Here is a 25,176-nt window from a genome sequence, read left to right as displayed (position 1 = left end):
CGGAATTCTGCGCCAAATTCTATACAAACGCCGCCATCGTCCGGTTTCGGGACATGGTGAGGGGTCGCTCATCTTTGGGTCCCGCAAACGGCCAATCCGGGACATCCCGAACCAGTGTAGTGCCTTGCGCTAGACCGCCCCGCGATTATAGCCGCCACAGCATCTGGGGGTTGGCGTATGACTTCGTTCGAACAGCGTGTCCTGGTCACCGGCGGCGCGGGCTTTATCGGATCGCACCTGTGCGATCGCCTGATCGAGCGCGGCGCGGAAGTATTATGCGTCGATAATTTCTATACCGGACGCCTCCGCAACGTCGCGCATCTGCGCAACAATCCGTCGTTCGAGATCCTGCGGCATGACGTGACCTTCCCGCTGTCGGTCGAGGTCGACCAGATCTACAACCTCGCCTGCCCCGCCTCGCCCGTGCATTACCAGTTCGATCCCGTCCAGACGACAAAGACGAGCGTGATGGGCGCGATCAACATGCTCGGCCTCGCCAAGCGTTTGAAGGTCAAGGTCCTCCAGGCCTCGACCAGCGAAGTCTATGGCGACCCGACGATGCACCCGCAGCGCGAGGAATATTGGGGAAACGTCAACCCGATCGGCCCGCGCTCCTGCTATGACGAGGGTAAGCGCTGCGCCGAGACGTTGTTCTTCGACTATCACCGCCAGCATGGCACCGAGATCAAGGTCGCGCGCATCTTCAACACCTACGGCCCGCGCATGCACCCCAATGACGGGCGAGTCGTGTCGAACTTCATCGTCCAGGCGCTGAGCGGCAAACCGATCACGATGTATGGCGACGGCAAGCAGACCCGGTCGTTCTGCTACGTCGACGATCTGGTCGCCGGCCTGATGGCGCTGATGGATTCGTCGAAGGAGACGACGGGGCCGATCAATATCGGCAACCCGGTCGAATTCACGATGATCGAGCTGGCGGAACTGGTGCGCGAACTCGTCGGGTCGAACGTCGAATTCGATTTCCGGCCGTTGCCCCAGGACGATCCCCGCCAGCGTCAGCCAGATATTTCGACCGCACGCGACCGACTCGGCTGGCAACCGGGCATCCAGTTGCGCGAGGGGCTGGGCAAGACGATCGATTATTTCGACCGCTTGCTGAAGGACATCGGGTCCACCGCCACCGCAGACTGATCGCGGCACGACGGAACGATAAACGGCCCGTCCCGAAAGGCGCTCCACCCGCCGTTACACTATTTTTCAACTGTGCATTCAATTGCATGGGCGCCGTCGCACGCGCCCTCAACATATCCCGTCGGCTTCAAGCCGTAACCGGACGGATGGTGCGCCGCGCAAGATGACTCGCACCCCCGGATGGTTGGAAATCCGATAACAGACATAGTAAACAAAAAGAAAAATTCCCCCATTTAACCAGGTATTTACGTGCTCCCCATATTGATTTGGGGCATGATCCGTCGTGCGTTCCGTTCGTCCGGCCATTGTGCCCTTTTGTTCGCCGCCCTAGCTCTCGCGGGGTGCGGCGGAGGCGCCGCTGGCGGCACCTCAGCTTCGACAGGAACGCCGGTCGCCGACGCGCCGACCGCGACTCCCAGCCCCACTCCATCGTCCACCAGTACGCCAATGCCGATGCCAGCCCCGACAGGGACCAGCGTTCCCGCGCCGTCCGTCGCCGGCCTCGAAGCGGTATCGTCGGGCATCAACGTCAACGATTTCCTCCAGCCAGCCTGGGGCACCGGCGACATTCCGGGGCACGAGGACGATGTCGGCGCGTTCCGTTTCCTCTGCGCGCCCAGCCACAATGCCTATAACGACCCAATCGTCTATCCGGGCCAGCCGGGCAAGTCGCACCTCCACACCTTCTTCGGCAACACGCTCGCCGACGCCAATTCGACCTATGACAGTTTGCGCAAGACCGGCGACAGCACTTGCAACGCGGTACTCAACCGGTCGGCATATTGGATTCCGGCGATGATGAACGGGGCCGGCAAGGTCGTGATGCCCGATTATCTGGCGGTCTATTACAAGCGCATGCCGTCGACCGACCCGCGGTGCCACACCTACGCCACGGCCTGTGTCCAATTGCCGCGGGGCCTGCGCTACATATTTGGCTACAACATGCTCGATCCCGCCAGCACGCCGACCAACACAGCTAAGCGCTGGTGGAACTGTGATGGCACGGGCGCCGTGTCGGGCCAGTTCGCGACGATCGGCGAAGCGTTGCAGCATTGCCCCGCTGGTTCGCGGCTCGGTGCGGTGCTGGTCGCGCCCGATTGCTGGAACGGCAAGGACCTCGACAGCCCGGACCATCGCAGCCACATGGCGTACCGCGTCTATAACGAGAACGCGCAGCCAGTATGCCCGGCCGGCTATCCCTATATCATCCCCGAATTCCAGCTCGGTGCGTGGTACACGACTGACGCGAGTGCACCCAATTGGTATCTCGCGTCCGACCGGATGGCCGGCATGGCCGATTTGCCGCCGGGCGCGACGCTGCATGCCGACTGGTTCGGCGCGTGGGAGGACAGCATCCTGACGGCGTGGACGAGCAATTGCATCGAAAAGCTGTTGAGCTGCACCGGCGGCGACCTCGGCAACGGAACGCAGATCAAGACGCTGGCGGGGTATAATTACGGCAGCACAACCGTACTCGCGGATATTCCCGCCAAGCCAAACTAACGACAGGCGGAGGCGGCTACCCGTTCAGCGCATGCTGCCCGAGCAGGACAGCGCCCAGCGGACCCGCCTCACCGCCGAGCGCCGCGGGAACGATATAGTCGTTCAGGTCGCCCAGTAGCGACCGGTCGCCATAGCTGCCGATGCTCGCGTCGAGCATCTCGCGCACCATCGGCAGGAGCCACGGCACGCCGAGTGCCACGCCGCCGCCGAACACGATCCGGCGCGGGACGCCGGTCAGGACCAACGTATGGCAAAGCTGCGCCATGGGATGCGCGACGAGCGGCCAGACCGGTGAATCCTGCGCGATCTGGTCGGCGCTGATCCCGGCGCGCGCCTTGACTGCCGGACCGGACGCCAGCCCTTCGACGCAATCGCCGTGAAAGCTGCACATGCCGGGCCATTCGTCGCCCTCGGCTCGGACCGGCCGGATATGACCGAGTTCCTGATGGGTCATCCCCACGACCGGCTTGCCGTCGCTGATCAGCCCAATGCCGATACCGGTGCCGACCGTGACATAGGCATGGTCACGTAAACCCTTCGCCGCGCCCCACTGCCCCTCCGCCAGTCCCGCGCCGACCACGTCGGTGTGAAATTCGACCGGCGCGTCATAGCGGTCGCGCAGTCGACCGGCGACATCGGTACTCGCCCAGCCGGGCTTGGTTGTCGCGGTGATGAAGCCATAGCTCGCCGCGCCTCGATCGATCCCGATCGGCCCGAAGCTCGCTATGCCGATCGCGTCGAACGGCCGCCACGCATCGAGCACATCCTCGATCGCGGCCATCGTCGTCACGGGATCGGTGGTCGGGATGCGCCGCTCCTCCGCGATCGTCGCGCCGTCCAGCGACAATACGCAGATGCATTTGGTGCCGCCGAGTTCGACTCCGACAATCCTCATTTCGCCATCCCCAGAATCCGTTCGGCCTGGACGAGGTGCAGTGCCTCGACCATCTTGCCCTCAACCTGAATCACGCCGCCGTCGCTACCGGCGAACGCGTCGCGTACCTTGCTCGCCCAGGCGATGTCGGCCTCGCCCGGGCTGAATGCGGCGTTGCAGATATCGATCTGGCGGGGGTGGATCAGCGACTTGCCGTCATAGCCCATTGCGGCCGCCGCATCGCATTCCACGCGCAGCCGCGCATCGTCGCTGAAGTCGTTGCACACGCCGTCGAGCGCTATCGCCCCGCGTGAGCGCGCCGCCGCCAGCATCATCGCCTGAACCGGCGCGAGCCACGCCCGCTCCGCCCCAGGGCGCGCGCCGAGTTCGAGCGCGAGATCGTTGCCACCCAACACCAGTCCCGCGGCGCCCGCATCGGCAATGTCCTGCAGCCGGCCGATCGCCTCGCACGTTTCGATCATCACCCAAAGCGGCTTGCCGCCCAGCGCCGCGCGGTATCGCGCCACATCGGCGGCGTTGCGCACCTTGGGCGCGAGCACCGAATCGGCCTTGCTCGCTGCCGCAGCCGCCAGATCATAAGGATCGTCGGCATTGACCCGGATCACGCACTGGCGCGCGCCGAACCCTTCGTCGGCGGCAGCGACCGCCGCCTCTCGCGCTCCGGCCTTGGCTTCCGCCGCGACCGCATCCTCCAGGTCGAGGATAACGACATCGGCCGCCAGCCCCCTCGCCTTTTCGATCGCGCGGCCGTTGCTTGCGGGCAGGAACAACGCGCTGCGGCGGGGACGAAAGGATTCATGCATCGCTTTTCCTTGCCTGAAGCCGCCAGCCACGACAATGCGGGGGCAAGGAGATCATGATGGCCGGCATGGGACATTTCGACTGGGCGGACCCGTTCCTGCTCGAGGATCAGTTGACCGGGGACGAGCGGATGGTGCGTGACACGGCGCGGGCCTATGCGCAGGACAAGCTCGCGCCGCGGATCATCGACGCGTTCCAGCACGAGACCACCGACCCGGCGATCTTTCGCGAGATGGGCGAACTCGGCCTGCTCGGCCCGACGATCCCCGAAGAATATGGCGGGGTCGGCGCAAGCTACGTCGCGTACGGCCTCGTCGCACGCGAGGTCGAGCGGATCGACTCTGGCTATCGCTCGATGATGTCGGTGCAGTCGAGCCTGGTGATGTTCCCGATCTACGAATACGGATCGGAAGAACAGCGCCGCAAGTATCTGCCGAAGCTCGCGACCGGCGAGTATATCGGCGCGTTCGGGCTGACCGAACCCGATGCCGGGTCCGACCCCGGCAGCATGACCACGCGGGCAACCAGGACCGCGACCGGCTATTCGCTCTCTGGAGCAAAGACCTGGATCTCGAACGCCCCGATCGCCGATGTGTTTGTCATTTGGGCCAAGTCCGACGCGCATGGCGGCGGCATTCGCGGGTTCGTCCTGGAAAAGGGAATGAAGGGTCTGTCGACGCCCAAGATCGAGGGCAAGCTGTCGCTTCGTGCGTCGATCACAGGCATGGTGATGATGGACGAGGTTGAGGTCGGCGAAGACGCGTTGCTGCCCGAGGTGCAGGGATTGAAGGGCCCGTTCGGGTGTCTCAACCGCGCGCGGTACGGGATCAGCTGGGGCAGCATGGGCGCAGCCGAGTTCTGCCTGCACGCCGCCCGCCAATACGGCCTCGACCGCAAGCAGTTCGGCGTGCCGCTGGCCAGCAAGCAACTCTACCAGAAGAAACTCGCCGACATGGAGACCGAGATCGCGCTCGGGCTACAGGCCTCACTCCGGGTCGGACGCCTGATGGACGAAGGCAAATTCGCGCCGGAGATGATCTCGATCGTCAAGCGCAACAATGTCGGCAAGGCGCTGACCATCGCCCGCGACGCCCGCGACATGCACGGCGGTAACGGCATCTCGAGCGAGTATCAGGTGATGCGCCACTTGATGAACCTGGAGACGGTCAACACCTACGAAGGCGCGCATGACGTCCATGCATTGATCCTCGGGCGCGCCATCACCGGGATCGCCGCGTTCTAATGTTCCGCCGTCACCCCCGCGAAAGCGGGGGCCCATCACCGACGGTTTGGTCTTGGAAAAGCGCGGGAGATGGGTTCCCGCTTTCGCGGGAATGACGTGAAAAAAGATGCTCCGCTAAAAGGCCTCAAGGTCCTCGAACTCGCCCGCATTCTCGCGGGGCCGTGGGCGGGACAGGTGCTGGCCGATCTCGGCGCGGAAGTGATCAAGATCGAAAGCCCGGCGGGCGACGATACGCGCACCTGGGGGCCGCCGTTCGTCGAAAACCCCGACGGTTCGAAGGACGCCGCTTATTATCATGCCTGCAATCGCGGCAAGTCGTCGGTCGTTCTCGACTTCACGACGCCTGAGGGCCAGGCCGAGGTCCGCCGCCTCGCCGCCGAGAGCGACGTGTTGATCGAGAACTTCAAGGTTGGCGGCCTGGTCAAATACGGACTCGATTATGCCAGCTTATCGGCGATCAATCCGCGCCTGATCTATTGCTCGATCACGGGGTTCGGGCAGGACGGTCCCTACGCCCCCCTTCCCGGCTACGACTTCATCATCCAGGGCATGGGCGGCATGATGGACTTGACCGGAGAGCCCGATGGCGCGCCGCAGAAGATCGGTGTGGCGATGGCCGACATCTCGACCGGTCTGTATTCGGTGATCGGCATCCAGGCTGCGTTGATCCAGCGCGAAAGGACCGGGCGCGGCCAGCATATCGACATGGCCTTGCTCGACACGATGACCGGGGTGCTCGCCAACCAGGCGGCGAATTACTTCGCGAGCGGCGTCACGCCGACACGCGTCGGCAACGCGCACATGAACGTGTCGCCCTACGCGGTCTTCCCGGCCAGCGACGGCTGGTTCATCTTGGCGGTGGGTAATGACGGCCAGTTCCAGCGCTTTTGCGGCGTGGTCGGGATCGATCCAGAGGAACGCTGGGCGACCAATGCCGGGCGCATCGTCTACCGCGAACCGCTATTCGCCACGATCCGCGAGGCGACGCGGCGGTTCGAACGCGACGATCTGCTGGCGAAACTGGAAGCGGTCGGCGTCCCGGTCGGGCCGATCAACACCGTCGAACAGGCGCTCAACGACCCGCAGGTCCGGGCGCGCGGCATGGTGATCGAGGGCGAGCGCCTAGACGGCCTGCGCACCCCGATCCGCTTCTCCGACGCAGACTTGGCACTTGGGCGGTTCGCACCACGCCTAGGCGAAAGCCAGCCGGACTAAGCGTCGGCGTAATCCTCCGCCGGCTTGCGGGCGTAGACGCCGAAGGCCGCGATGATCGCGTAGCACGCGGCCGGCAACAGCAGCGCGAGCGCCAGGCTGCCCGTCGCGTCGGCGATCGCGCCCGTCGCCAGCGGCAGGACCGCGCCGCCGAAAATCGCGACGTTGATGATGCCCGACCCGTCGGCCGCCCGTGCACCGAGCTTTTCGCACGCCAGCGTGAAAATCGTCGGGAACATGATCGAATTCATCAGGCCGATCAGCAACAGGCTATAGCCCGATGTCCGGCCGGTCGTATGCGTCGAGATCGCGATCAACATGATCGCCCCGACAGCGACCGCCGCCAGCACTTTGCCCGGGCTCATCAGGCGCAGCACCAACGACCCGATGAACCGTCCGATCATCGCGCAGCCCCAATAGACGAAGATCAATCCGCCAGCCGCTTCCGTCGTCAGGCCCATGACGTTCGATTGCTTGAGGTAGTTGACGATCAGCGACCCGATCGACACCTCCGCGCCGACATAGAGAAAGATGCACAGCGCACCGAACGCGAAGCGCGGCCGCCCGAGCAGATCGAGTCCGGCGAGCCCAGTGCCGGCCTGGTGCGCCTCACCTTTCAACCGATTGCGGAACGACCACACCACCGCCGCGACGATCGCCAGCGCAACCGCCAACCCCAGATAACCGTGGACGATCGCCTGGCTTTCCGCCGTGCGATAGGCGTCGAGCGCCGGACCCGAAAGATCCTTCGCCTCGACCTTTGCCAGACTCCCCAGGATGATTGCCGCGCCGGCGATCGGGAACAGCGTCGTCCCAAGCGAATTGAACGCTTGCGCGAATGTCAGGCGGCTCGACGCCGTCGCGGGCTTGCCAAGCAGCGTGATCAGCGGATTGGCGACGATCTGAACCAGCACGACGCCCGTCGCCAGCACGAACAGCGCGAACAGGAACAGTTCATAGGTCGCGGTGCTCGAAGCCGGGATGAACAGCAGGCAGCCGAGCATCATCGTCAGCAGGCCGACAGCTGCGCCGCGCATATAGCCGATCCGCTTGACCAGCATCGCGCCCGGAATGCCGATCACGGCGTACGCGGTGAAGAAGCAGAACTGCACCAGCATCGCCTGGGTGTAGTTGAGCGTGAACAGCTCTTTCAGCTTCGGAATGATGACGTCGTTCAGGCTGGTGATGCCGCCGAAGATAAAGAACAGCGCGAAGACGAAGACCTGCAGGCCCGGCGCGTTCACCCCCTGATGGCTGTCGCCGGTCGATGCAGAAGTCGTCGGGTTGATCGCCATGCACTCGCTCTCCTGGCCGGCGTTTGGCCGGTATCCGGAGCGCGTGATGGACCAGCGTCAGGCCGGCGGCAATCCGCTTTCGTCAGCCGAAGCGATAACCCGACACGGTCCAGCCGAGCACGACGTCACGAAAATCGCGCCGCGCCGGATCGCCGCCGCCGGCCCCGAGCGCCACCATCAGTGGGAGCAGGTGCTCCTCGCGCGGGTGCGCGAAGCGTCCGTTGGGAAGCTCGGCCCAGTCCGTAACACGCGCCGCCCGCGCGACGGGGTCGGGATCGGTCACGGCGTCGCTCAGCGCATCGTCCCAAACCGCGGAGGGCGCCGTCGCCTGCGGACCCCGTATACGCATATTGTGGAAGCTCATGCCGGAGCCGACGATCAACACCCCTTCGTCACGCAACGGCGCGAGCGCGCGACCGATGGCGATGTGATCGGCAGGATCAAGATCGGCGCGCAGCGACATCTGGACCAGCGGAACATCCGCGTCGGGCACCGCGACCTTCATCGGCACGAACACGCCATGGTCCCAGCCGCGTTCGCTTTCCTCGCGAGTCTCGAACCCGGCGGCGTTCAACAATCCGGCGGCGCGGCGCGCTAGACCGGGCGCCCCCGGCGCATCCCAGCGCAAGTGATAGGTGTGCTCGGGAAACCCGTAATAGTCGTAGAGCAGGCCCGGCCGCTCCCCCGTGTGGAGTGTGATCGCCGATTCCTCCCAATGACCCGACACGAGCAGAATCGCCCGCGGCCGCTCGGGCAAACTGGCGATCAGGCCGGCGAGGTAATCCTCCATTGGTCGCCACATCGGATCGGGCGGGCCGCCATTGGGGTCCATGAAGAAACACGGGCCGCCGCCATGGGGCACGAACAGGGTGGGAAGCGTCATCGTGCGAATATCGGCCAGGCTTTGCCTCGTCACAATGCCGCTGGCGGAAACGGCGCGTTTCCGACTATCGGTGCGCGGTGACCAAATTCACCGTCAACAACCAGCCGGTCGAATATCGCATGGACCCGGCGACGCCATTGCTGTTCGCGTTGCGCGATGCGTCGAACCTGACGGGCGCCAAATATGGCTGCGGCACCGGACATTGCGGCGCGTGCGTCGTTCACGTCGACGACGTCGCGCGCAAAGCGTGCCAGATCGCAATCGGATCGATCGAAGGCAGCTTCGTCACAACGATCGAGGGGCTGTCGCACGACCGCAGCCACCCAATCCAGGCCGCGTTCCTCGCCGAAAACGTCAGCCAGTGCGGTTTCTGCATTCCCGGCATGGTGATGGCGGCGGCGGCGTTGCTCAAGAGCAGCCCGCGCCCGAGCGAAGACCAGATCCGCGCCGGCATCACCAATATCTGCCGCTGCGGCGTCTATCCGCGACTGGTCGAGGCGATCCAGCGCGCGGGCCGCATCCAGCGCGGCGACGAGCAAGTCGCGAGCCCGCGCCCTGGCGTCGATCCTGCCGACGCCGCGCGGATCGTCCCGGCATTGACTCCCGCCCCCTAGGACCCAGATTCCTTTCAATATGCTGACGGCCCAATTCAGCATCGTGTCATCGCGACTCGGGCAGAAGGGCGTCATCGTGGGGCCGGCATGTACGCCGGCGGTTGGAGTTACGTGGATGCGTAAGACTTTTATTCTCGGACTGATGGCGGCAGCGGCGATCGTGCCGGCGATGGCCTCGGCGCAGGATCGCGGCGGCTGGCGTGGTCGCGGCGGCGGCAATGGCGGCGATTCGAGCGCCAGCCAGCCGCAGGGTAATCGTGGTGGCAATGGCGGTGGCTGGCGTGGCCGCGGCGAAGGCGCTTCGGCGCCCGCACCCGCCCCTGCTCCCGCACCCGCGCCCCGTGCGGACGGCGGCAATCGCTTCGGTGGCTGGAACGGTGGCAATCGCGGCAATGGCGGTTGGGCGGGTCGCAACAATGGCGGCGATGCGCCGGCTCCCCGCGTTGACAATCAGCCGCGCCCCGATCGCAATCGCTGGAATGGCAATGGCGGCAACGACAATGGCGCTCGTCCCGGCGGCTGGGGCAATCGCGGCGGCGGCGTGACGCCGGACGCGAACGACCAGGCGCGCGCGCAGGCCGAGGCGCGGGCCCGTGCCGACCGCAACCGGTTCGATGGCAATCGCAACAACAATAATTGGCGCGGCGACCGCAACAACGGCTGGAACGGCAACAACCGCAACTGGAACGGCGGCGACAATCGCTGGCGCGGCAATGACGGCAATCGCGGCGGCAACTGGAACCGCGGCTGGCGCGGCAACGATCGCTACAACTGGCAGAGCTACCGGTCGTACAATCGCAACGTCTTCCGCCTGCCGCGCTATTACGCGCCGTATGGCTGGAGCTATGGGTATCGCCGCTTTTCGATCGGCTTCGTGCTCGATCAGGTGCTGTTCGGCCAGAATTACTGGATCGACGATCCGTACAATTATCGCCTGCCGGACGCGTATGGCGAGTATCGCTGGGTGCGCTACTACAACGACGCCCTGCTGGTGGACATCTACACCGGCGAAGTCGTCGACGTGGTTTACGACATTTTCTACTGAGAGTCGTCGCGTGGGTTGGGGTCGGGGAATTCGTTCCCGGGCCCTTGCCTTTTCGAGGCCATCGGCGAAGAAACGCGGCCATGTTAGGCACCAAGAAGATTTCCGCCGGCGGCCCGTCTAAGGATCGCGCCCGCATCGGCCAGAGCGTGGCTCAGCGGCTCGACGCCAATCCCCGCATGCAGCCCGCCTTGGTCGGCGCGGCGCAGGCCTATTACCATCTCGATTTCCTCGATCCGGCACAGTGCGACACGCTGATCCGCGTCATCGACAGCAATCGCCGCCCCTCGACTTTGCTGTCCGACCGGCCTGAGCGGGAGGATTACGGGTTCCGCACCAGCGATAGCTGCGACATGGACCGCTGGTCGCCCGACGTGCAGCCGATCGACAATTCGATCGCCGATCTGCTCGGCCTGCCGGCAGTCTGCGGGGAGACGATGCAGGGGCAGCGTTATGCGCCTGGACAGCAATTCCGCGCGCACCACGACTTCTTTCATGAGAACCAGGCCTATTGGCCGGAGATGCGGCGCAGCGGCGGCCAGCGCACCTGGACCGCGATGATCTATCTCAACGATGTCGAGGAAGGCGGTGCGACCTGGTTCCCCGAGGCGGGCCTGCGCGTCGCGCCGCGTCGCGGCCTCCTGCTGGCGTGGAACAACATGAGCGCCGATGGCAGCCCCAACACGCTGACGCTGCATGAGGGCATGCCGGTGGTGAAGGGCGTCAAGTACATCATCACCAAATGGTTCCGCGAAGGCACTTGGCTGCGCCAGTGACCGGCGCTCGATGACCGACACCGTCCTCAACGTCACACGATCGATCCTCGGCCAGCCGTGGCGCTGGCGCGCGCTCGCCGCCGACGCGCGCGATCCGGGGTTCCAGCCCGACGATCTGGTGACGCAATTGCTGTTGTCGCGCGGCGTCGCGCGTGACGACCTCGACGCCAATCGATCCCCAAGCATCCGCGGCTTCATGCCCGACCCATCGATCTTCAACGATATGGACACGGCGGCGGCGCGCCTCGCCGACGCGGTGCAGGCTGGCGAAGCGGTGACAGTGTTCGGCGATTACGACGTCGACGGCGCGACCTCGGCGGCACTGATTATCCGGCTGTTGCGCGGACTGGGCCTCGACCCACAGGCCTACATCCCCGACAGGCTGATGGAAGGCTATGGTCCCTCGGGCGAGGCGCTGGTGCGGATCGCGGCGGGCGGCGCGTCGCTGATCGTCACGGTCGATTGCGGCGCGCAGGCGTTCGAGGCGCTCGACATGGCGCGTGACGCCGGGGTCGATGTGATCGTGGTCGATCACCATCAATGCGCAACTGCCCTCCCCCACGCGCTGGCGCTGGTGAACCCCAACCGGCTCGATGAGCGCGAGGGGAAGCAGCACGGCCACCTCGCGGCGGTAGGCGTCGCGTTCCTGCTAGGCGCTGCATTGCTGCGCGAGTTGCGCGGACGCGGCTTCTTCGCCGATCGCGCGGAGCCGAAGCTGCTCGACCTGCTCGACCTGGTCGCGCTCGGCACGGTCGCCGACGTCGCGCAACTGAAAGGCCTTAACCGCGCTTTTGTCGCGCAGGGCCTGAAGGTCATGGCGCAGCGCCGCAATATCGGCCTGACCGCGCTCGCCGAAGCCGCCCGGTTGACGCGGGCGCCGACTTGCAGCGACCTCGGCTTCGCGCTCGGCCCCCGCATCAACGCCGGGGGCCGAGTGGGCCGTGCCGATCTCGGCGTGCGGCTGCTCACTACCTACGATCCCGTCGAAGCGCGCAGCATCGCCGCCGAGCTCGATCGCCTCAACGAGGAACGCCGCGCGATCGAGGCGCTGGTGCAGCAGGAAGCCGAGAACCAGCCGCACGGCGCGGCGGTGGCCGTCGTCGCGGGCAAGGGTTGGCACGCCGGCGTCATCGGCATCGTCGCGGGGCGGCTCAAGGAACGGCTCGGCGTACCCGTCATCGTCATCGCGATCGACGAGGCCGGCATCGGCAAGGGCTCGGGCCGCTCGATCCCGGGCGTCGATCTGGGCAATGCCGTGCTGGCAGCAAAAGAGGCTGGCCTGCTCGTCGCGGGTGGCGGGCACGCGATGGCGGCGGGGTTGACGATCACCGAGGACAAGCTCGCCGATTTCGCCGCCTTCCTCGACGATCGCCTCGCCGCCGCGGTCGCGCGCAGCAACGCCGATCGCGCGCTGCTGGTCGATGCTTTGCTCGCTCCCGGCGGCGTGACGCCGATGCTGTGCGAGACGATCGACGGCGGCGGCCCCTATGGCATGGGCTGGCCCGCGCCGCGCGTCGTCGCCGGGCCATTCCGTCCGATCAAGGTCGATGTCGTCGGCAACGGCCATGTCCGCGCGATCATGGCGGGCGACGACGGTCGCAGCCTGAAGGCAATGGCGTTCCGCAGCGCCGACACCGCGCTCGGCCAGGCGCTGCTCCAGGCGCCCCCGCACCGCAAATTGTGGCTCGCCGGACGGCCCAAGGTTGACGACTGGGCCTCGCGTCCCGCCGCCGAACTGCATCTCGACGATGCGGCATGGGCTGATTAGCTTGACCCCGCGCCCGGCTTTCCCTAACCGGCATGCCGCGCCAGCGATGGCCCCTTCGTCTAGCGGTTAGGACGCGGCCCTTTCACGGCTGAAACACGGGTTCGATTCCCGTAGGGGTCACCATCCGCCTCATAACTGGCGGTAAAGCGAGGAAACTCGCTAAATTGCGTGTCTTACGGGTCTCGGGGTGGTCCATTTAGGTGGTCCACATGAGCAACCGTCTGATCGCCCCCTTCCAGAAGCCAAATTCCAGCTATTACTGGTTCCGGATCGTTGTGCCTGAACGCTATCGCCAGGCACTTGGGCGGCGCGAGGTTGTAGCCTCGCTCAAGACCCGCGACCTCGGCGAAGCCCGGCGCCTTTGCGCCGCGCGCCAACAGGAATGGCTTGACCGGTTCCGGCAGATCGAAGCTGCAACGGCTGCCAATGCGTCGGCTGATGCGATGGCAGTGATCGACTCCTATCTGGCATCGGAGACACGCCGTCTCGGCAGTCGCGGCCGCGTCATCGCTCACGAGCTAAAAGGCTTGGCGATCGCCGAAAGCTGTGCGTTTGTCGATGACGATCCGTTTTCGGATGGCGAGTTTGAGCGCGGCGTCGTTGATCAGGCCAGCGACGTCTATGCGGGCCTAGACCGTAAGACCGTCGAACTCCGGCGCGATGCCTTGCGCTGCGACCACGCTGGCGCCGTCTTCGTCGGGATAGAGGCAGCCCGGCGTATCGAGGCGGCGGGACTTTGGGGGATGGCCGAAGGCTTCCTTGTAGAAGCGTTTGCTCATGCCGGCGCGCCTTGCCCGACCGATCCAGCGACGGTCGCTATCGCAGCGCGACATTTTATTCATCTTCTGCTTGATCATGCTCAGCCCGACTTGGAAGCGTATCGAGCTGCGTTTCCCGCGATTCAGATGGCGACACCATTGCCGCGTCAGATCGCTCCAGTTGCTGTCCAACCTGCAACACCGACGACAGCTGTCGAAATCAATACCGAACTTCGCGAAGCGATCTTCGGCGAGGCGGTTAAGGCGCGCACGATATCCGAGGTCTTCCAGGCTTGGACGAACACGCGGCCGCGCGAACAGGCGAAACTGGTCGATGAGTGGCGCAAGGCAACCAACCGGTTCGTTGCCTTGTGGGGCGATGTCGAAGTCGCTGCCATAACCGATGAAATGGTCGAAGGGTTTCGCAACGCGCTCCAGTCGCTGCCGACACGTCCCGCCAAAGACATCGCCTCGTTGCCCATCCTCGATCAGATCAGGATCGCGCGCGAAAAGGATCTCCCACGCCTATCCGGGCCAACCGTCGCCAAGTCGGTATCGGGCATCCGGGTCGTGCTCGAATATGCTCGCGACAAGCTCAAACTCATCAAGACCAACCCAGCCAAGCTCGTGACCGTCGAAGACGCCAAGAGCGAGGTCAACGCCCGCAAATGTTTCGACGAAGACGAATTGGCGACGATTTTCTCGTCCTCGATGATGATCGACCCCGACAGCGACCGATCGGACGACGAATTCTGGTGCGTCATGCTGGCGCCACTTACCGGCCTAAGGCCCGAAGAGATGGCAACCGTGCGACCTAGCAACGTCAAGCAGGAGCGTGGCATCTGGTATATCTCGGTCGAGCTCGATCCACGCAAAGTGCGCAGGAAGAAGAATGCCGACGGCGAGGCAAACAAGACAGCCAAGACCAAGACGTCGCTGCGTGACGTGCCGATCCACTGGCTGCTGATCGAAGCTGGGTTTCTCGACTTTGTCGAGCACCAACGTCAGAGCGGTGCCGACTGGCTTCTCGATAGCCTTGAGGGCGATCGATATGGCAAGCGAGCCAACTATCTATCCCGGCGACTGAACCGCTACATTCGCGGCTTAGGTATCACCGATGAGGAGAAGGTCTTTTACTCGATGCGCCACTCGATGAAGCGAGCATGCCGCAACTCGAAGATGAAGGAGGAGATCGCCGATCTGTTGGCCGGTCACGCTCCTCTCTCCATCGGGCGCAAATACGGAGCGGGGGCCGCGATCGATGTTCTCCACGAAGCCGTTGACCTGATCGAATATCCTTCGATTGCCTGGGATCCGGCCATCGCATGTGCTCGCCGCCGCTTGGCCATACGAATTGGCACCTAGAAAATCCGATGCAGCGGTTTCGAAACAACGCCATATTTGGGAGCAATGCACACTGCACGCTTGACTTGCCCAGGAGGTGTCGTGACAACCAAGCCTTATGGGGAATGCGGTCTCCCCACGAGGCGACAGCCGAAGAATCGCGTCCTAAACTTTTACCCAAGGACGCATCATGCCTGCTTTACATTCGATCGCGATCGACAAACTCATCCGACTGATCGGCACGCCCGGCGCGCCGCTCGTCATCGACGTGCGAAGCGATGAGGAGCGGATCGCAGACCCTCGCTTCATCCCCGGGTCGATCTTCCGCTCCGCCACCTCGGTTGCGCAATGGGCGGCGGCGCTGCCCTCACGAAACGCCGTCGTCGTATGCGAACAGGGACGCGCTACCAGCCAGGGGGCCGCAGCGATCCTTCGTCATACCGGCATTTCGGCCGAAGCACTGGATGATGGCTTCAACGGCTGGCGCAAGGAGGCGCTGCCCCTTGTGTCCGAGGCCGCGCTCCCCACCCGTAACGCCGACGGCCGCACAACCTGGGTGACGCGGGCGCGACCGAAGGTCGATCGCATCGCCTGCCCGTGGCTGATCCGGCGTTTCGTCGATCCTGAGGCGATGTTTCTCTACGTGCCGCCCGCCGACGTTTTGGCGGTCGCCGAGCAGGTCGGCGGTGCCGCGTTCGACCTCGAAGGCGATGGCGTGTTCTGGAGTCATCGCGAGGATCGCTGCACCTTCGATCTCATGGTCGAGGAATTCGGGCTCGGCGGGATCGAGCCACTAGTCCATCTCGCCACGATTGTGCGCGGCGCCGATACCGGCCATCCCGAGATCGTGCCGGAGGCGGCAGGGCTGCTGGCGGCGTCGCTCGGTCTTTCGCGCATGTATTCTGACGATCTCGAACAGCTAGAGGTCGGAATGGGTCTTTACGACGCTTTCTATCGATGGTGCCGCGACGCGCGCGGAGAAACGCACAATTGGGCCTCGCACAGGCCGGCAGCAAGGAAAGTCGACGAGGTCCGGGCGTGAGCGCCGCCTCCGTGGTGCCGGCGACGGCGCCCTCGCAGCCACGGCCGGGCGCGGTGTCGCTCGGCGAGGCTTTCTGGGTCTGGCTACGGATCGCGTCGCTGTCGTTCGGCGGCCCGGCGGGACAGATCGCGATGATGCACCGCGTGCTGGTCGAAGAGAAACGCTGGATCGGCGAACAACGATTCCTGCACGCGCTCAACTATTGCATGGTGCTGCCCGGCCCCGAGGCACAGCAACTGGCGACCTATATCGGCTGGCTGATGCACCGGACGAAGGGCGGCATCATCGCCGGCGGACTCTTCATCCTGCCCGGCGTCGTGTCAATCATGGCGCTGTCCTGGATCTACGCGCTCTACGGTAAACTCGGGATCGTCTCGGCGCTCTTTTTCGGCTTAAAGGCGGCTGTGCTGGCGATCGTGCTGCAAGCCGTCGTGCGGATCGGATCGCGGGCACTGCGCAGCCGAGCGATGCTCGGGCTGGCGGGTGCTGCTTTCGTCCTGATCTTCTTCTTCGGCATTCCATTCCCGCTCATCGTCCTTGCGGCGGGCCTGATCGGCTGGATCGGCGGCAGAGCGGGACTTGCGGCGTTCCAGTCCGGCGGCGGACACGGTGGGGCCAAGGGCAGCATCGTCGACGACGCCGACACTCTGCTCGGCGTCGAGTTGCCCGCGCATGCCGTTGTTTCCTGGCGACAGACGCTGCGCACCGCCGCAGTCTGTGTCGCGCTGTGGCTCGTGCCGGTCGCGCTGCTGATCCTGTGGCTTGGCCCAACGAACGTGTTCAGCCAGATCGCGACCTTTTTCTCTGGCATGGCCATGGTGACGTTCGGCGGCGCTTATGCCGTGCTGGCCTATGTCGCGCAGGAAGCGGTGCAATCCTATCACTGGCTGAGCGCGGGCGAGATGCTCGACGGGCTCGGCATGGCCGAGACGACGCCGGGACCGCTCATCATGGTGCTGCAGTTCGTCGGGTTCATGGGCGCCTATCGCGCACCGGGCATATTGCCGCCGTTGCTCGCGGGCACACTGGGCGGCCTGCTGGCTACCTGGGTCACGTTCGTGCCGTGCTTCCTCTGGATCTTTCTCGGCGCGCCGTTCATCGAGCGGCTGCGCGGCAATGCCGCTGTTGCGGGTGCGCTGTCCGCGATCACGGCGGCGGTGGTCGGCGTAATCCTGAACCTAGCCGTCTGGTTCGCGCTCCACACCGTCTTCCGCCGGGTGACGCCGTTCGCCGCCGGCCCGATCCACCTCGACCTGCCGGTGCCGGCCAGCCTCGATCCTTGGGCACTGGCGCTGTCAGCGGCGGCGATCGTCGCTGTTCTCCGCTTCAAGACCGGCACGATTGCCACGCTCGTCGCGACCTCGCTTGCCGGGATCGCGCTCCATCTCACCGGCCAGCTTGGCTGAACCCATCCCCTACTGGAAAGGACTAAACGCCATGACCGACACCACCATCGACCGCCGCAGCCTGATCGCGGGCGCCGTCATTGGCGTCGGCGCTGCCGGCGCGCTTGCCGGGGGGCCCGCCGCCGCCGCGCCTGCACCCGCCGCCGCAAAGACCTTCACACCACAGCCGCTGCCCTTCAATCCGGCGTCGATCACCGGCCTGTCCGAGAAGATGCTCGTGAGCCACCATGACAACAATTATGTCGGCGCGGTGAAGCGGCTCGGCGCGATCGCGACGCAATTCGCCAGCCTTGACCCAGCGACCGCGCCCGGCTTCACGCTCAACGGCCTGAAGCGCGAGGAATTGATCGCCTGGAACTCGATGATCCTGCACGAACTGTATTTCGCCGGGCTCGGCACCCCGACCCAGCCGGGCAAGGTGCTGGCGGCAGCGCTCGAGCGCGATTTCGGCAGTCATGACCGCTGGCGGGCCGAGTTCAGCAACATGGGTAAGGCCCTCGGCGGCGGTTCGGGCTGGGTGCTGCTGACTTGGAGCCACCGCGACCATTGCCTGGTCAATCAATGGGCCGCCGATCACACGATGACGTTGGCGGGCGGCACGCCGATCCTCGCGCTCGACATGTATGAGCACGCATACGCGATCGACTATGGTGCGAAGGCCCCCGCCTATGTCGATGCGTTCATGAACGCGATCGACTGGACGTCGGCCGACAAGAGGCTAGCCCAGGCCGCCGCCGCCGACCGGGCCTGACCGATGGGTGGCGCGCTGCTACGACGCATTCCTGTTCTGCTCGCCATGCTTGCCGGCAGCGCGTCGTGCAGCGCCGCGCCGCCCGCGACGGCACCCTTGAAACTCGCGCAAACCATCGCACTGCCCGACGTCGGAGGGCGGATCGATCATCTCGCCGTCGATCTCAAACGTCATCGCCTGTTCGTGGCCGAAGTCGGCGATGGCAGCGTGGACGTGATCGACCTCACACGCGGCGCAGTCGTCGGGCGCATCTCTGGCCTCAAGGAACCGCAGGGCGTCGCATGGCTGCCCGCGCGAGACGAACTCGCGGTCGCAAGCGGCGGCGACGGCACCGTGCGATTCTATCGCCACGATCTCAGCGCCGACGGGGTAATGTCGTTTGGTGACGACGCGGACAATCTGCGGGTCGATCCTAGGAACGGCCGACTGATTGTCGGTTATGGATCGGGCGCGCTGGCCGTGATCGACCCTGCGACACGCTCGGTGGTCCAGCGTGTGACCTTGCCCGGACATCCCGAGGGCTTCCGGCTGTTCGGCGACAACGCCATCGTCAACGTGCCCGATGCGCGGCGCGTGATCGTGGCTGATCTGGTGAGCGGCAAGATCCAATCCGATTGGCACGCACGCTATCGGCTCAACTTCCCGATGGCGGTTGATCAGGGTGTCGCCGCGCTGGTGTTTCGCTGGCCCGCAAGACTGCTGACGATGGATCTGGCAACGGGCGCCATCGCGACCGACCTTTCGACCTGCGGGGATTCGGACGACGTATTCTTCGACGCCGCTCGGCATCGGCTTTTGGTCAGTTGCGGGTCGGGCGCCGTTGAAGTGTTCGGCATGGTGTCTGGCGCCTATCGATCACTCGGAATTGCGTCGACCCGCTCGGGCGCACGCACCGCGTTGTTCGTGCCTGAACTCGACCGCCTGTTTGTCGCCGTGCGCGCGGGGGGCGGCCAGGCGGCCGAGATCAGGATCTATCAGCCGACCGATTGAGCAATCCTGCCGGACGATCGTCTCGCCCGGCAGGACAAATCAGAGTGCTGCAATCGCGCCTTCTTGCACCGGGCGTTTGCGCAGCCGCCCCGCCCAGGCGGCGATGGCTGGCAGCACCAGCAGGGTGAGCGCGGTGGATGTGATCAACCCGCCGATCACCACGGTTGCCAGCGGTCGCTGCACCTCCGCACCGGTGCCGGTCGCCAGTGCCATCGGCACGAAGCCGAGGCTGGCGACCAACGCGGTCATCAGCACCGGGCGGACGCGCTCCATCGCGCCATTTACGATCGCATCGTCCTCGTCGGCGCCGTCATCCTGATATTTGCGGATCGCGCTCATCATCACGAGTCCGTTGAGCACCGCGACGCCCGACAGTGCGATAAAGCCAACCGCCGCCGTGATCGAGAACGGGATGCCCCGCAGCAGGAGCGCGAATACGCCGCCCGCCAGCGCCATTGGCACCGCGCTGAACACTATCGCCGCACGGCCAACGCCGCCCAGCGCCATATAGAGCAGGCCGAAGATCGCCACGAACACGATCGGCACCACGATCATCAGCCTGAGCCGCGCCGATTGCAGGCTCTCGAACGTTCCGCCCCATGCCGTATACATCCCGGCGGGCAGTTGCAGCGAATTGATCTTTGCCTGCGCCTCGTCGACGAACCCGCCCAGGTCACGGCCACGCACGTTGACCTGCACGGTCACCATGCGCTTGCCGTTCTCGCGGCTGACCTGGTTCAAGCCATTGGTGTAGCTGAACCGCGCCACCTCGCGCAGCGGGATCGAGCGGGCGACCTGGCCCTCGGCCGCTGGCAACATCACCGGGATCGCCCCCAGCGTTTCCAGATCGTCACGTTGCGCATCGGGCAGGCGGACAACCACCGAGAAGCGCCGGTCGCCCTCGAACAGCAGTCCAGCTTCACGCCCACCGAGTGCGGCGGCGACGGTATTCGCCACCTCCTCGACCGACAGGCCGTAACGCGCCACCGCCTGGCGATCGATCTTCACGTCGAAGGTCGGGGCGCCATCGGTCTGCTCGGCGCTGACGTCGCCCGCGCCGGGGATGGTGCGCAGCACCCCGGCGATGCGCTTGGCCTGCTGGCTCATCGCGTCAAGATCGTCGCCATAGAGTTTGACCGCAACATCCGCCCGAACACCCGCGATCAGCTCGTTGAAGCGCATCTGGATCGGCTGCTGAATTTCGGTCCGGTTGCCTATCAGTGGCTTCATCTTGGCCTCGATTCGCTTGAGGATGTCCTCCTTGCTGTGCACGTCGGCCGGCCATTCGCTCTCGGGCTTGGGGATGAAATAGGTGTCCGAGGCGTTGGGCGGCATCGGGTCTGTGCCAAGATCGGCATTGCCGTTCTTGGAAAATACCAACGCTGCCTCGGGCAAGGACTTCAGCGCGTCCTCGATCTTGAGCTGCATCTGCGTCGACTGGTCGATCGAAGCCGAGGGCACGCGGAAGTTGGTGACGGTGATGTCCTTCTCGTCGAGCTGCGGCATGAACTCCTCGCCGAGTAACCCGAAGCACAGGATCGCCGCCACGAACACGCCGGCCCCGCCCAGAATGAACGGTAACGGACGAGTGACCGCACGCTGCAAGAGGGGCGCGTATTTCTCCTTGAACCAACGGATCGGCTTGACCTCGGTCTCTCTAACCTTGCCCTTGATGAGCAGCGCGATCATCGCCGGCACAAAGGTCAACGACAGGACGAACGCGCTCGCCAGCGCGACCATCAGCGTGATCGCCATCGGCGAGAAGGTCTTGCCCTCTACCCCCTGAAAGGTGAGCAGCGGCACGAAGACGAGGAAGATGATGAGCTGACCATAGACGGTCGGCCGCACCATCTCCTGCGCGGCAAGCGTCGTCTCTTCCATTCGTTCCTCGCGGGTGAGCAGCCGCCCTTCATGCTCTTGCCGCTCGGCGAGCCGCCTGAGCGCATTCTCTACGATGATGACTGCGCCGTCGACGATCAGGCCGAAGTCGAGCGCACCCAGGCTCATCAGATTGCCCGACACGCCAAGCCCGTTCATGCCCGCCGCCGTCATCAGCATGGTAACGGGGATCACTGCCGCCGTGATGAGCGCCGCGCGGATGTTGCCGAGCAGCAGGAACAGAACGACGATGACGAGCAAAGCGCCCTCGGTCAGGTTCTTCTCGACCGTGGCGATCGTGGCGTTGACCAACTTCGACCGGTTATAGACCGGCTCAGCGAAGATATCGGGCGGCAGCGATTTGTTGACGAGAGTCAGCTTCTCCGCCGCGCTCGTCGCGACGATGCGGCTGTTGCTGCCGACCAGCATCAGCACGGTCGAGATGACCGCCTCCGATCCCATGCGGCTGCCCGATCCGGTGCGGACCGCGCCACCGATGACGACCTGTCCTACGTCCTTCACACGCACCGGCGTGCCGGCGCGGGTGGCGACCACCGCTTCCTCGATGTCGGCGATCGACTTCAGGCGGGCATCGGCGCGGACCAGGAAGCTCTCGCCCGCACGGCGGACATAGTTCGACCCCGCCGACAGATTGGCCCGCTCCAGCGCGTCCGCCAGTTCGGTGATCGACAGGCCATAGGTGGCGAGCGCGTTCAGGTTCGGCTCGACCAGATATTGCTTCACATAGCCGCCGTTGGAATCGACGCCGGCGACGCCCTTCACGTTGCGCATCTGCGGCCGGATGATCCAATCCTGCACCGTGCGCAGATAGGCCGCCTTGGCGAGCTCGGTGGTCAACCGCTCGCCCTCGGGAGTCAGGTAACTGCCGTCCGATTGCCAGCCAGGCTTGCCGTCGACCGCCTTGATGCCCTTGCCATCGGGATGGCGGAACGCGACCGAATAGAAGAATATCTCGCCCAGCCCGGTGCTGAGCGGTGCGAGATTGGGCTGCACCCCGACGGGCAGACTGTCCTTGGCCTGAGCGAGCCGCTCGGTCACCTGCTGACGCGCGAAATAGATGTCGGTCGAATCGGTGAATACCGCCGTCACTTGGCTGAAGCCGTTGCGCGAAAAGGACCGGGTGATCTCCAGCCCCGGAATGCCCGCCAGCGCGGTTTCGACCGGGAAGGTCACCTGCTTCTCGATATCAACCGGGCCCAGCGTTGGCGCGAAGGTGCTGATCTGCACCTGACGATTGGTGACGTCGGGCACCGCGTCGATCGGCAGCTTGGTGATCTGCCACAGGCCGAAGCCGATGACGATCAGCGTCAGCGCGGCGACCAGCCACCGCATGCGGACCGAAATCGAAAGGATGCGCGCGATCATTCGTCGCCCCCTTCGTTCTTCTCGATCTCAGCCTTGAGCAGGAAGGCGTTGACCGTCGCGATCGGCGTGCCCGCCGACAGGCCAGAAGTGATTGCGACCAGCCCGCCGCTGCGACTACCGACCTGCACGGTCTGAGCCCTGAAGCCCTTGCCCGTGCGGACGAACACGACCGTTCGGTCGCCGATCGTCTGCACCGCATCCTGCGGCACCATCACGCCCGATTTGGCGGCGCCGCCGCTGGCGAAAATGCGCGCCTGCGCGAGCTGACCGGGCACCAGCAGGCTACCACCTGCGCTCGGCTCGATGATGATCGTCGCAGACCGTGTGTCGGGGTCGACCACGCCGGTCTCCGAGCGGACGCGGCCTTCGATCGTGCGCCCGTCGCTGGTGGTCAGCTCCACGCGGTCACCGGCGCGCACGCGCGACGCATCCGCTGGCGGGAGGCTGGCGGTGATCTGAAGCCGCGTCGGATCGGCGACACGGAACAGCTCGGCCTCGGCGGCAACGAACTGGCCCAGCTTGGCCGAGGCAGCGGTAACGCGGCCGGTGACGGGACTCACGACCGCGACCGATCGGCCGTCACCCGACAGGCGCACCGCGCCGGCGGCGGCACTCGCACGCCGGGCATCGGCTTCGGCCACGGCAAGGTTAGCCTGCGCCGTCTCGTAATCGGCACGCGGGCTGACCCCTTGCGCGAGCAGCGAGCGCTCGCGCGCCACCTGCTTCGAGGCCAGGGTCACGCGGGCGGCGGCGGCGGCACGATCGGCGGCGATCGCCGAGGCGTCGCGACTTTCGACCAGTGCCATCGTCTCGCCGGCGCGGATTGGGTCGCCGATGCGCTTGAAGATGCGCGTGACCGTGCCGGGCGCGCGGGCGGTCAGCACCGCTTCGGCGTCGGGTGTCGCCTCGACGGTCGCCGACGCGGCGATGGCGGTGTCGAGTTCACCGGCAGCGGCTGGCGCTATCGTGATGCCGGCGGTCTTGATGCCGGCGGCGTCGAGTTCCACGGTGTCGTTCGGCGCGGCGGCAGAAGCAGCGGCGGTGGCAGTCGTCGGGGCAGCAGCAGGTGGAGACTGCGTCATCCGGCCGGCTCCGAATCCCAAGGCGGCGACGAGCACGAGACCGAGTGCGGCCCCGGCATACAGGCGATTATTGGTCATTGAACCGGTTCTCCGGTGACGGCCAGGCCTTGCAGGCTGGCGAGTTGGGCGCGAGCATCGAGACGGGCGGCGGCGGCGTCGACGACGACCCCGCGTGCCACGCCAAGGCCGTGACGGGCGACGAGCAGTTCGCTAAGCGGCGATTTGCCGGCCTCATAAGCGATCCGAGCGAGGCGATAGGTTTCAGTTGCGTTCCCCATCGTCCGCTCGGCGGCGGCGACGCGCGCATCGGCGGCTTCGACCAACGCCAGTGCTGCGGCGACGTTAGCCGCCGCTTCCAGTCGGGTTGCCTCGGCACGCGCATCGGCGCCGCGCACATCGGCATCGGCCGCCGCGATATTGCCCTTGTTGCGATCGAACAGGTTGAGCGGCAGCGAGATGCCCGCGACCAATGCGGTCGCGCGGTCCCCTTGCAGGCGCCGAATTCCGAGCTGACCGGTCACGTCCGGGATCGCCCGCTTGCGCTCCGATGCAGCACGACGGACGGCGGCGTCGCGATCGGCCAGCGCGCTGATATAGCCAGCACTCTGCATCGGGTCGACCGGGCCATAGGTCGTGCGCGGTGTCATGCGATCGAGCAGCGATTCGGACACGCCGGTGAATGGCGTTTCGACCCCGGCCATCGCCGATAGTCTGGCGAGCGCGGCGGTGCGTGTCGCCTTGGCTCCTTCGAGCACCGCCTGTGCGGCGTTGAGTTCGGTCTCAGCCTGCAGCGCGCGTAGCCGCGTTTCCTTGCCAGCCTCGACCAGCGCGCGGGCCAGCTTCAGATCGGCCTCGGCTTCCTCGATCTCGTCCTCGGCCAAGGCGATGCGGCGATCAGCCAGTTCAACCGCGACATAAGCCAGCGCCAGTTCATAGGCGAAGGCGATCCGACCCTGCCGTCCGCGTGCTCTGGCGGCAACAACCCCGGCCTCACCCGCCGCGATCCGCGCCGAGCGCTTGCCGCCTATCTCGAACGGCTGGTTGAACTGCAGTGTCGTCTCGCTGCGATCGAACCCCGAATAGGGCGATGATCCCGCGATGTTCTCGCCATATACGCTAACCGTGGGGTTGGGCCGTGCCCTGGCCTGGTCCGATAGCCCCTTGGCGCGATCGACGTCGGCCTCGATCGCCTTCATGCGCGGAGAGCTTTCCGCCTGCTTCAACAATTGCGCGAAGGGAGGCGCAGGGTCTGCCCACGCCGACCCGGCGAGCGCCATGCTCGCGAGTCCGCCGAGCAACGCCACGAGGCGTCGCCGGCGTAAAGTGCCGTTCATATCGATGTCCTTGCCTGATTG

The 25,176-nt window shown here is 65.5% G+C and carries 20 protein-coding genes and 1 tRNA gene; 14 read left to right on the top strand and 7 right to left on the bottom strand.

Annotation, left to right across the window (positions count from 1 at the left end; genetic code table 11):
* Positions 1 to 177 precede the first annotated feature (177 nt).
* Both J0J06_RS01690 and J0J06_RS01685 read left to right on the top strand, forming a co-directional pair.
* A complete protein-coding gene (locus J0J06_RS01690; RefSeq protein ID WP_294039629.1) occupies positions 178 to 1,152 on the top strand; it encodes a UDP-glucuronic acid decarboxylase family protein in 975 nt (324 codons plus the stop codon).
* A gap of 447 nt (positions 1,153 to 1,599) precedes the next feature.
* Positions 1,600 to 2,655 carry a DUF1996 domain-containing protein gene (locus J0J06_RS01685; RefSeq protein WP_294039628.1) on the top strand — a complete coding sequence of 352 codons (1,056 nt, stop codon included), beginning with the start codon at positions 1,600 to 1,602 and terminating at the stop codon, positions 2,653 to 2,655.
* 16 nt (positions 2,656 to 2,671) lie between these two features.
* Here J0J06_RS01685 and J0J06_RS01680 read toward each other — a convergent pair whose 3' ends face one another.
* Both J0J06_RS01680 and J0J06_RS01675 read right to left on the bottom strand, forming a co-directional pair.
* On the bottom strand, positions 2,672 to 3,550 hold the full coding sequence (locus J0J06_RS01680; protein WP_294039627.1) for an ROK family protein: 879 nt from the start codon (positions 3,548 to 3,550) through the stop codon (positions 2,672 to 2,674).
* Positions 3,547 to 4,353 (bottom strand): CoA ester lyase, encoded by an 807-nt coding sequence (locus J0J06_RS01675; protein ID WP_294039626.1) that lies wholly within the window; start codon positions 4,351 to 4,353, stop codon positions 3,547 to 3,549. Before J0J06_RS01675 ends, J0J06_RS01680 begins: the two co-directional genes overlap by 4 nt.
* 56 nt (positions 4,354 to 4,409) lie before the next feature.
* Here J0J06_RS01675 and J0J06_RS01670 point away from each other — a divergent pair, with 56 nt between their 5' ends.
* Both J0J06_RS01670 and J0J06_RS01665 read left to right on the top strand, forming a co-directional pair.
* Positions 4,410 to 5,594, top strand: coding sequence for an acyl-CoA dehydrogenase (locus J0J06_RS01670; RefSeq protein WP_294040798.1), 1,185 nt, complete (start codon positions 4,410 to 4,412; stop codon positions 5,592 to 5,594).
* A gap of 96 nt (positions 5,595 to 5,690) precedes the next feature.
* A complete protein-coding gene (locus J0J06_RS01665; RefSeq protein WP_294039625.1) occupies positions 5,691 to 6,809 on the top strand; it encodes a CaiB/BaiF CoA-transferase family protein in 1,119 nt (372 codons plus the stop codon).
* Here J0J06_RS01665 and J0J06_RS01660 read toward each other — a convergent pair.
* Both J0J06_RS01660 and J0J06_RS01655 read right to left on the bottom strand, forming a co-directional pair.
* A complete protein-coding gene (locus J0J06_RS01660) occupies positions 6,806 to 8,101 on the bottom strand; it encodes a sugar MFS transporter (RefSeq protein ID WP_294039624.1) in 1,296 nt (431 codons plus the stop codon). The genes J0J06_RS01665 and J0J06_RS01660 overlap by 4 nt on opposite strands.
* Before the next feature lie 82 nt (positions 8,102 to 8,183).
* Entirely contained in the window at positions 8,184 to 8,984 is an 801-nt protein-coding gene (locus J0J06_RS01655; RefSeq protein ID WP_294039623.1) for a class III extradiol ring-cleavage dioxygenase, read from the bottom strand.
* Between the two features lie 77 nt (positions 8,985 to 9,061).
* Between J0J06_RS01655 and J0J06_RS01650 the strand changes: the two genes are divergently transcribed.
* The 10 genes from J0J06_RS01650 (at position 9,062) to J0J06_RS01605 (ending at position 19,475) form a co-directional block, all read left to right on the top strand.
* Positions 9,062 to 9,598, top strand: coding sequence for a (2Fe-2S)-binding protein (locus tag J0J06_RS01650; RefSeq protein ID WP_294039622.1), 537 nt, complete (start codon positions 9,062 to 9,064; stop codon positions 9,596 to 9,598).
* A 115-nt stretch (positions 9,599 to 9,713) separates the two neighbouring features.
* On the top strand, positions 9,714 to 10,643 hold the full coding sequence (locus tag J0J06_RS01645; RefSeq protein WP_294039621.1) for an RcnB family protein: 930 nt from the start codon (positions 9,714 to 9,716) through the stop codon (positions 10,641 to 10,643).
* An 80-nt stretch (positions 10,644 to 10,723) separates the two neighbouring features.
* A complete protein-coding gene (locus tag J0J06_RS01640; RefSeq protein WP_294039620.1) occupies positions 10,724 to 11,416 on the top strand; it encodes a 2OG-Fe(II) oxygenase in 693 nt (230 codons plus the stop codon).
* 10 nt (positions 11,417 to 11,426) lie between these two features.
* A complete protein-coding gene (recJ, locus tag J0J06_RS01635; protein WP_294039619.1) occupies positions 11,427 to 13,184 on the top strand; it encodes a single-stranded-DNA-specific exonuclease RecJ in 1,758 nt (585 codons plus the stop codon).
* A 48-nt stretch (positions 13,185 to 13,232) separates the two neighbouring features.
* Positions 13,233 to 13,307, top strand: a tRNA-Glu gene (locus tag J0J06_RS01630).
* 86 nt (positions 13,308 to 13,393) lie between these two features.
* Complete coding sequence (locus J0J06_RS01625; protein WP_294039618.1) at positions 13,394 to 15,307, top strand: site-specific integrase; 1,914 nt, start codon at positions 13,394 to 13,396, stop codon at positions 15,305 to 15,307.
* Between the two features lie 169 nt (positions 15,308 to 15,476).
* Positions 15,477 to 16,328, top strand: a complete 852-nt coding sequence (locus J0J06_RS01620; protein ID WP_294039617.1) for a sulfurtransferase/chromate resistance protein — start codon at positions 15,477 to 15,479, stop codon at positions 16,326 to 16,328.
* A complete protein-coding gene (gene chrA / locus J0J06_RS01615) occupies positions 16,325 to 17,734 on the top strand; it encodes a chromate efflux transporter (protein ID WP_294039616.1) in 1,410 nt (469 codons plus the stop codon). Before J0J06_RS01620 ends, chrA begins: the two co-directional genes overlap by 4 nt.
* Before the next feature lie 31 nt (positions 17,735 to 17,765).
* On the top strand, positions 17,766 to 18,485 hold the full coding sequence (locus J0J06_RS01610) for a superoxide dismutase (RefSeq protein WP_294039615.1): 720 nt from the start codon (positions 17,766 to 17,768) through the stop codon (positions 18,483 to 18,485).
* A 3-nt stretch (positions 18,486 to 18,488) separates the two neighbouring features.
* Positions 18,489 to 19,475 (top strand): hypothetical protein, encoded by a 987-nt coding sequence (locus tag J0J06_RS01605; RefSeq protein ID WP_294039614.1) that lies wholly within the window; start codon positions 18,489 to 18,491, stop codon positions 19,473 to 19,475.
* 39 nt (positions 19,476 to 19,514) lie between these two features.
* On the opposite strand, the gene J0J06_RS01600 is transcribed toward J0J06_RS01605, so the two are convergent.
* Genes J0J06_RS01600 through J0J06_RS01590 form a run of 3 tightly spaced genes read right to left on the bottom strand, consistent with a single transcriptional unit; the run spans position 19,515 to position 25,155 of the window.
* The gene (locus J0J06_RS01600) at positions 19,515 to 22,739 is read right to left on the bottom strand and encodes a CusA/CzcA family heavy metal efflux RND transporter (RefSeq protein WP_294039613.1); all 3,225 of its coding nucleotides are present in this window, start codon (positions 22,737 to 22,739) and stop codon (positions 19,515 to 19,517) included.
* Entirely contained in the window at positions 22,736 to 23,899 is a 1,164-nt protein-coding gene (locus J0J06_RS01595; protein ID WP_294039612.1) for an efflux RND transporter periplasmic adaptor subunit, read from the bottom strand. The genes J0J06_RS01600 and J0J06_RS01595 overlap by 4 nt, the downstream gene beginning before the upstream one ends.
* Entirely contained in the window at positions 23,896 to 25,155 is a 1,260-nt protein-coding gene (locus J0J06_RS01590) for a TolC family protein (protein WP_294039611.1), read from the bottom strand. The genes J0J06_RS01595 and J0J06_RS01590 overlap by 4 nt, the downstream gene beginning before the upstream one ends.
* Between the last annotated feature and the right edge of the window lie 21 nt (positions 25,156 to 25,176).

This window comes from Sphingomonas sp., assembly GCF_017304615.1.
Classification (GTDB): Bacteria; Pseudomonadota; Alphaproteobacteria; order Sphingomonadales; family Sphingomonadaceae; genus Sphingomonas.
The sequence above is the reverse complement of the archived record's forward strand: the minus strand, read 5'-3'. Positions and strand labels throughout refer to the sequence as shown.

Bases quoted from the DNA above. Each gene is read 5' to 3' on its own strand.
- J0J06_RS01690 (WP_294039629.1), top strand. From the start codon at position 178: ATGACTTCGTTCGAACAGCGTGTCCTGGTCACCGGCGGCGCGGGCTTT.
- J0J06_RS01685 (WP_294039628.1), top strand. From the start codon at position 1,600: ATGCCGATGCCAGCCCCGACAGGGACCAGCGTTCCCGCGCCGTCCGTC.
- J0J06_RS01680 (WP_294039627.1), bottom strand. From the start codon at position 3,550: ATGAGGATTGTCGGAGTCGAACTCGGCGGCACCAAATGCATCTGCGTA.
- J0J06_RS01675 (WP_294039626.1), bottom strand. From the start codon at position 4,353: ATGCATGAATCCTTTCGTCCCCGCCGCAGCGCGTTGTTCCTGCCCGCA.
- J0J06_RS01670 (WP_294040798.1), top strand. From the start codon at position 4,410: ATGGCCGGCATGGGACATTTCGACTGGGCGGACCCGTTCCTGCTCGAG.
- J0J06_RS01660 (WP_294039624.1), bottom strand. From the start codon at position 8,101: ATGGCGATCAACCCGACGACTTCTGCATCGACCGGCGACAGCCATCAG.
- J0J06_RS01655 (WP_294039623.1), bottom strand. From the start codon at position 8,984: ATGACGCTTCCCACCCTGTTCGTGCCCCATGGCGGCGGCCCGTGTTTC.
- J0J06_RS01645 (WP_294039621.1), top strand. From the start codon at position 9,714: ATGCGTAAGACTTTTATTCTCGGACTGATGGCGGCAGCGGCGATCGTG.
- J0J06_RS01640 (WP_294039620.1), top strand. From the start codon at position 10,724: ATGTTAGGCACCAAGAAGATTTCCGCCGGCGGCCCGTCTAAGGATCGC.
- recJ (WP_294039619.1), top strand. From the start codon at position 11,427: ATGACCGACACCGTCCTCAACGTCACACGATCGATCCTCGGCCAGCCG.
- J0J06_RS01625 (WP_294039618.1), top strand. From the start codon at position 13,394: ATGAGCAACCGTCTGATCGCCCCCTTCCAGAAGCCAAATTCCAGCTAT.
- J0J06_RS01620 (WP_294039617.1), top strand. From the start codon at position 15,477: ATGCCTGCTTTACATTCGATCGCGATCGACAAACTCATCCGACTGATC.
- J0J06_RS01610 (WP_294039615.1), top strand. From the start codon at position 17,766: ATGACCGACACCACCATCGACCGCCGCAGCCTGATCGCGGGCGCCGTC.
- J0J06_RS01605 (WP_294039614.1), top strand. From the start codon at position 18,489: ATGGGTGGCGCGCTGCTACGACGCATTCCTGTTCTGCTCGCCATGCTT.
- J0J06_RS01600 (WP_294039613.1), bottom strand. From the start codon at position 22,739: ATGATCGCGCGCATCCTTTCGATTTCGGTCCGCATGCGGTGGCTGGTC.
- J0J06_RS01595 (WP_294039612.1), bottom strand. From the start codon at position 23,899: ATGACCAATAATCGCCTGTATGCCGGGGCCGCACTCGGTCTCGTGCTC.
- J0J06_RS01590 (WP_294039611.1), bottom strand. From the start codon at position 25,155: ATGAACGGCACTTTACGCCGGCGACGCCTCGTGGCGTTGCTCGGCGGA.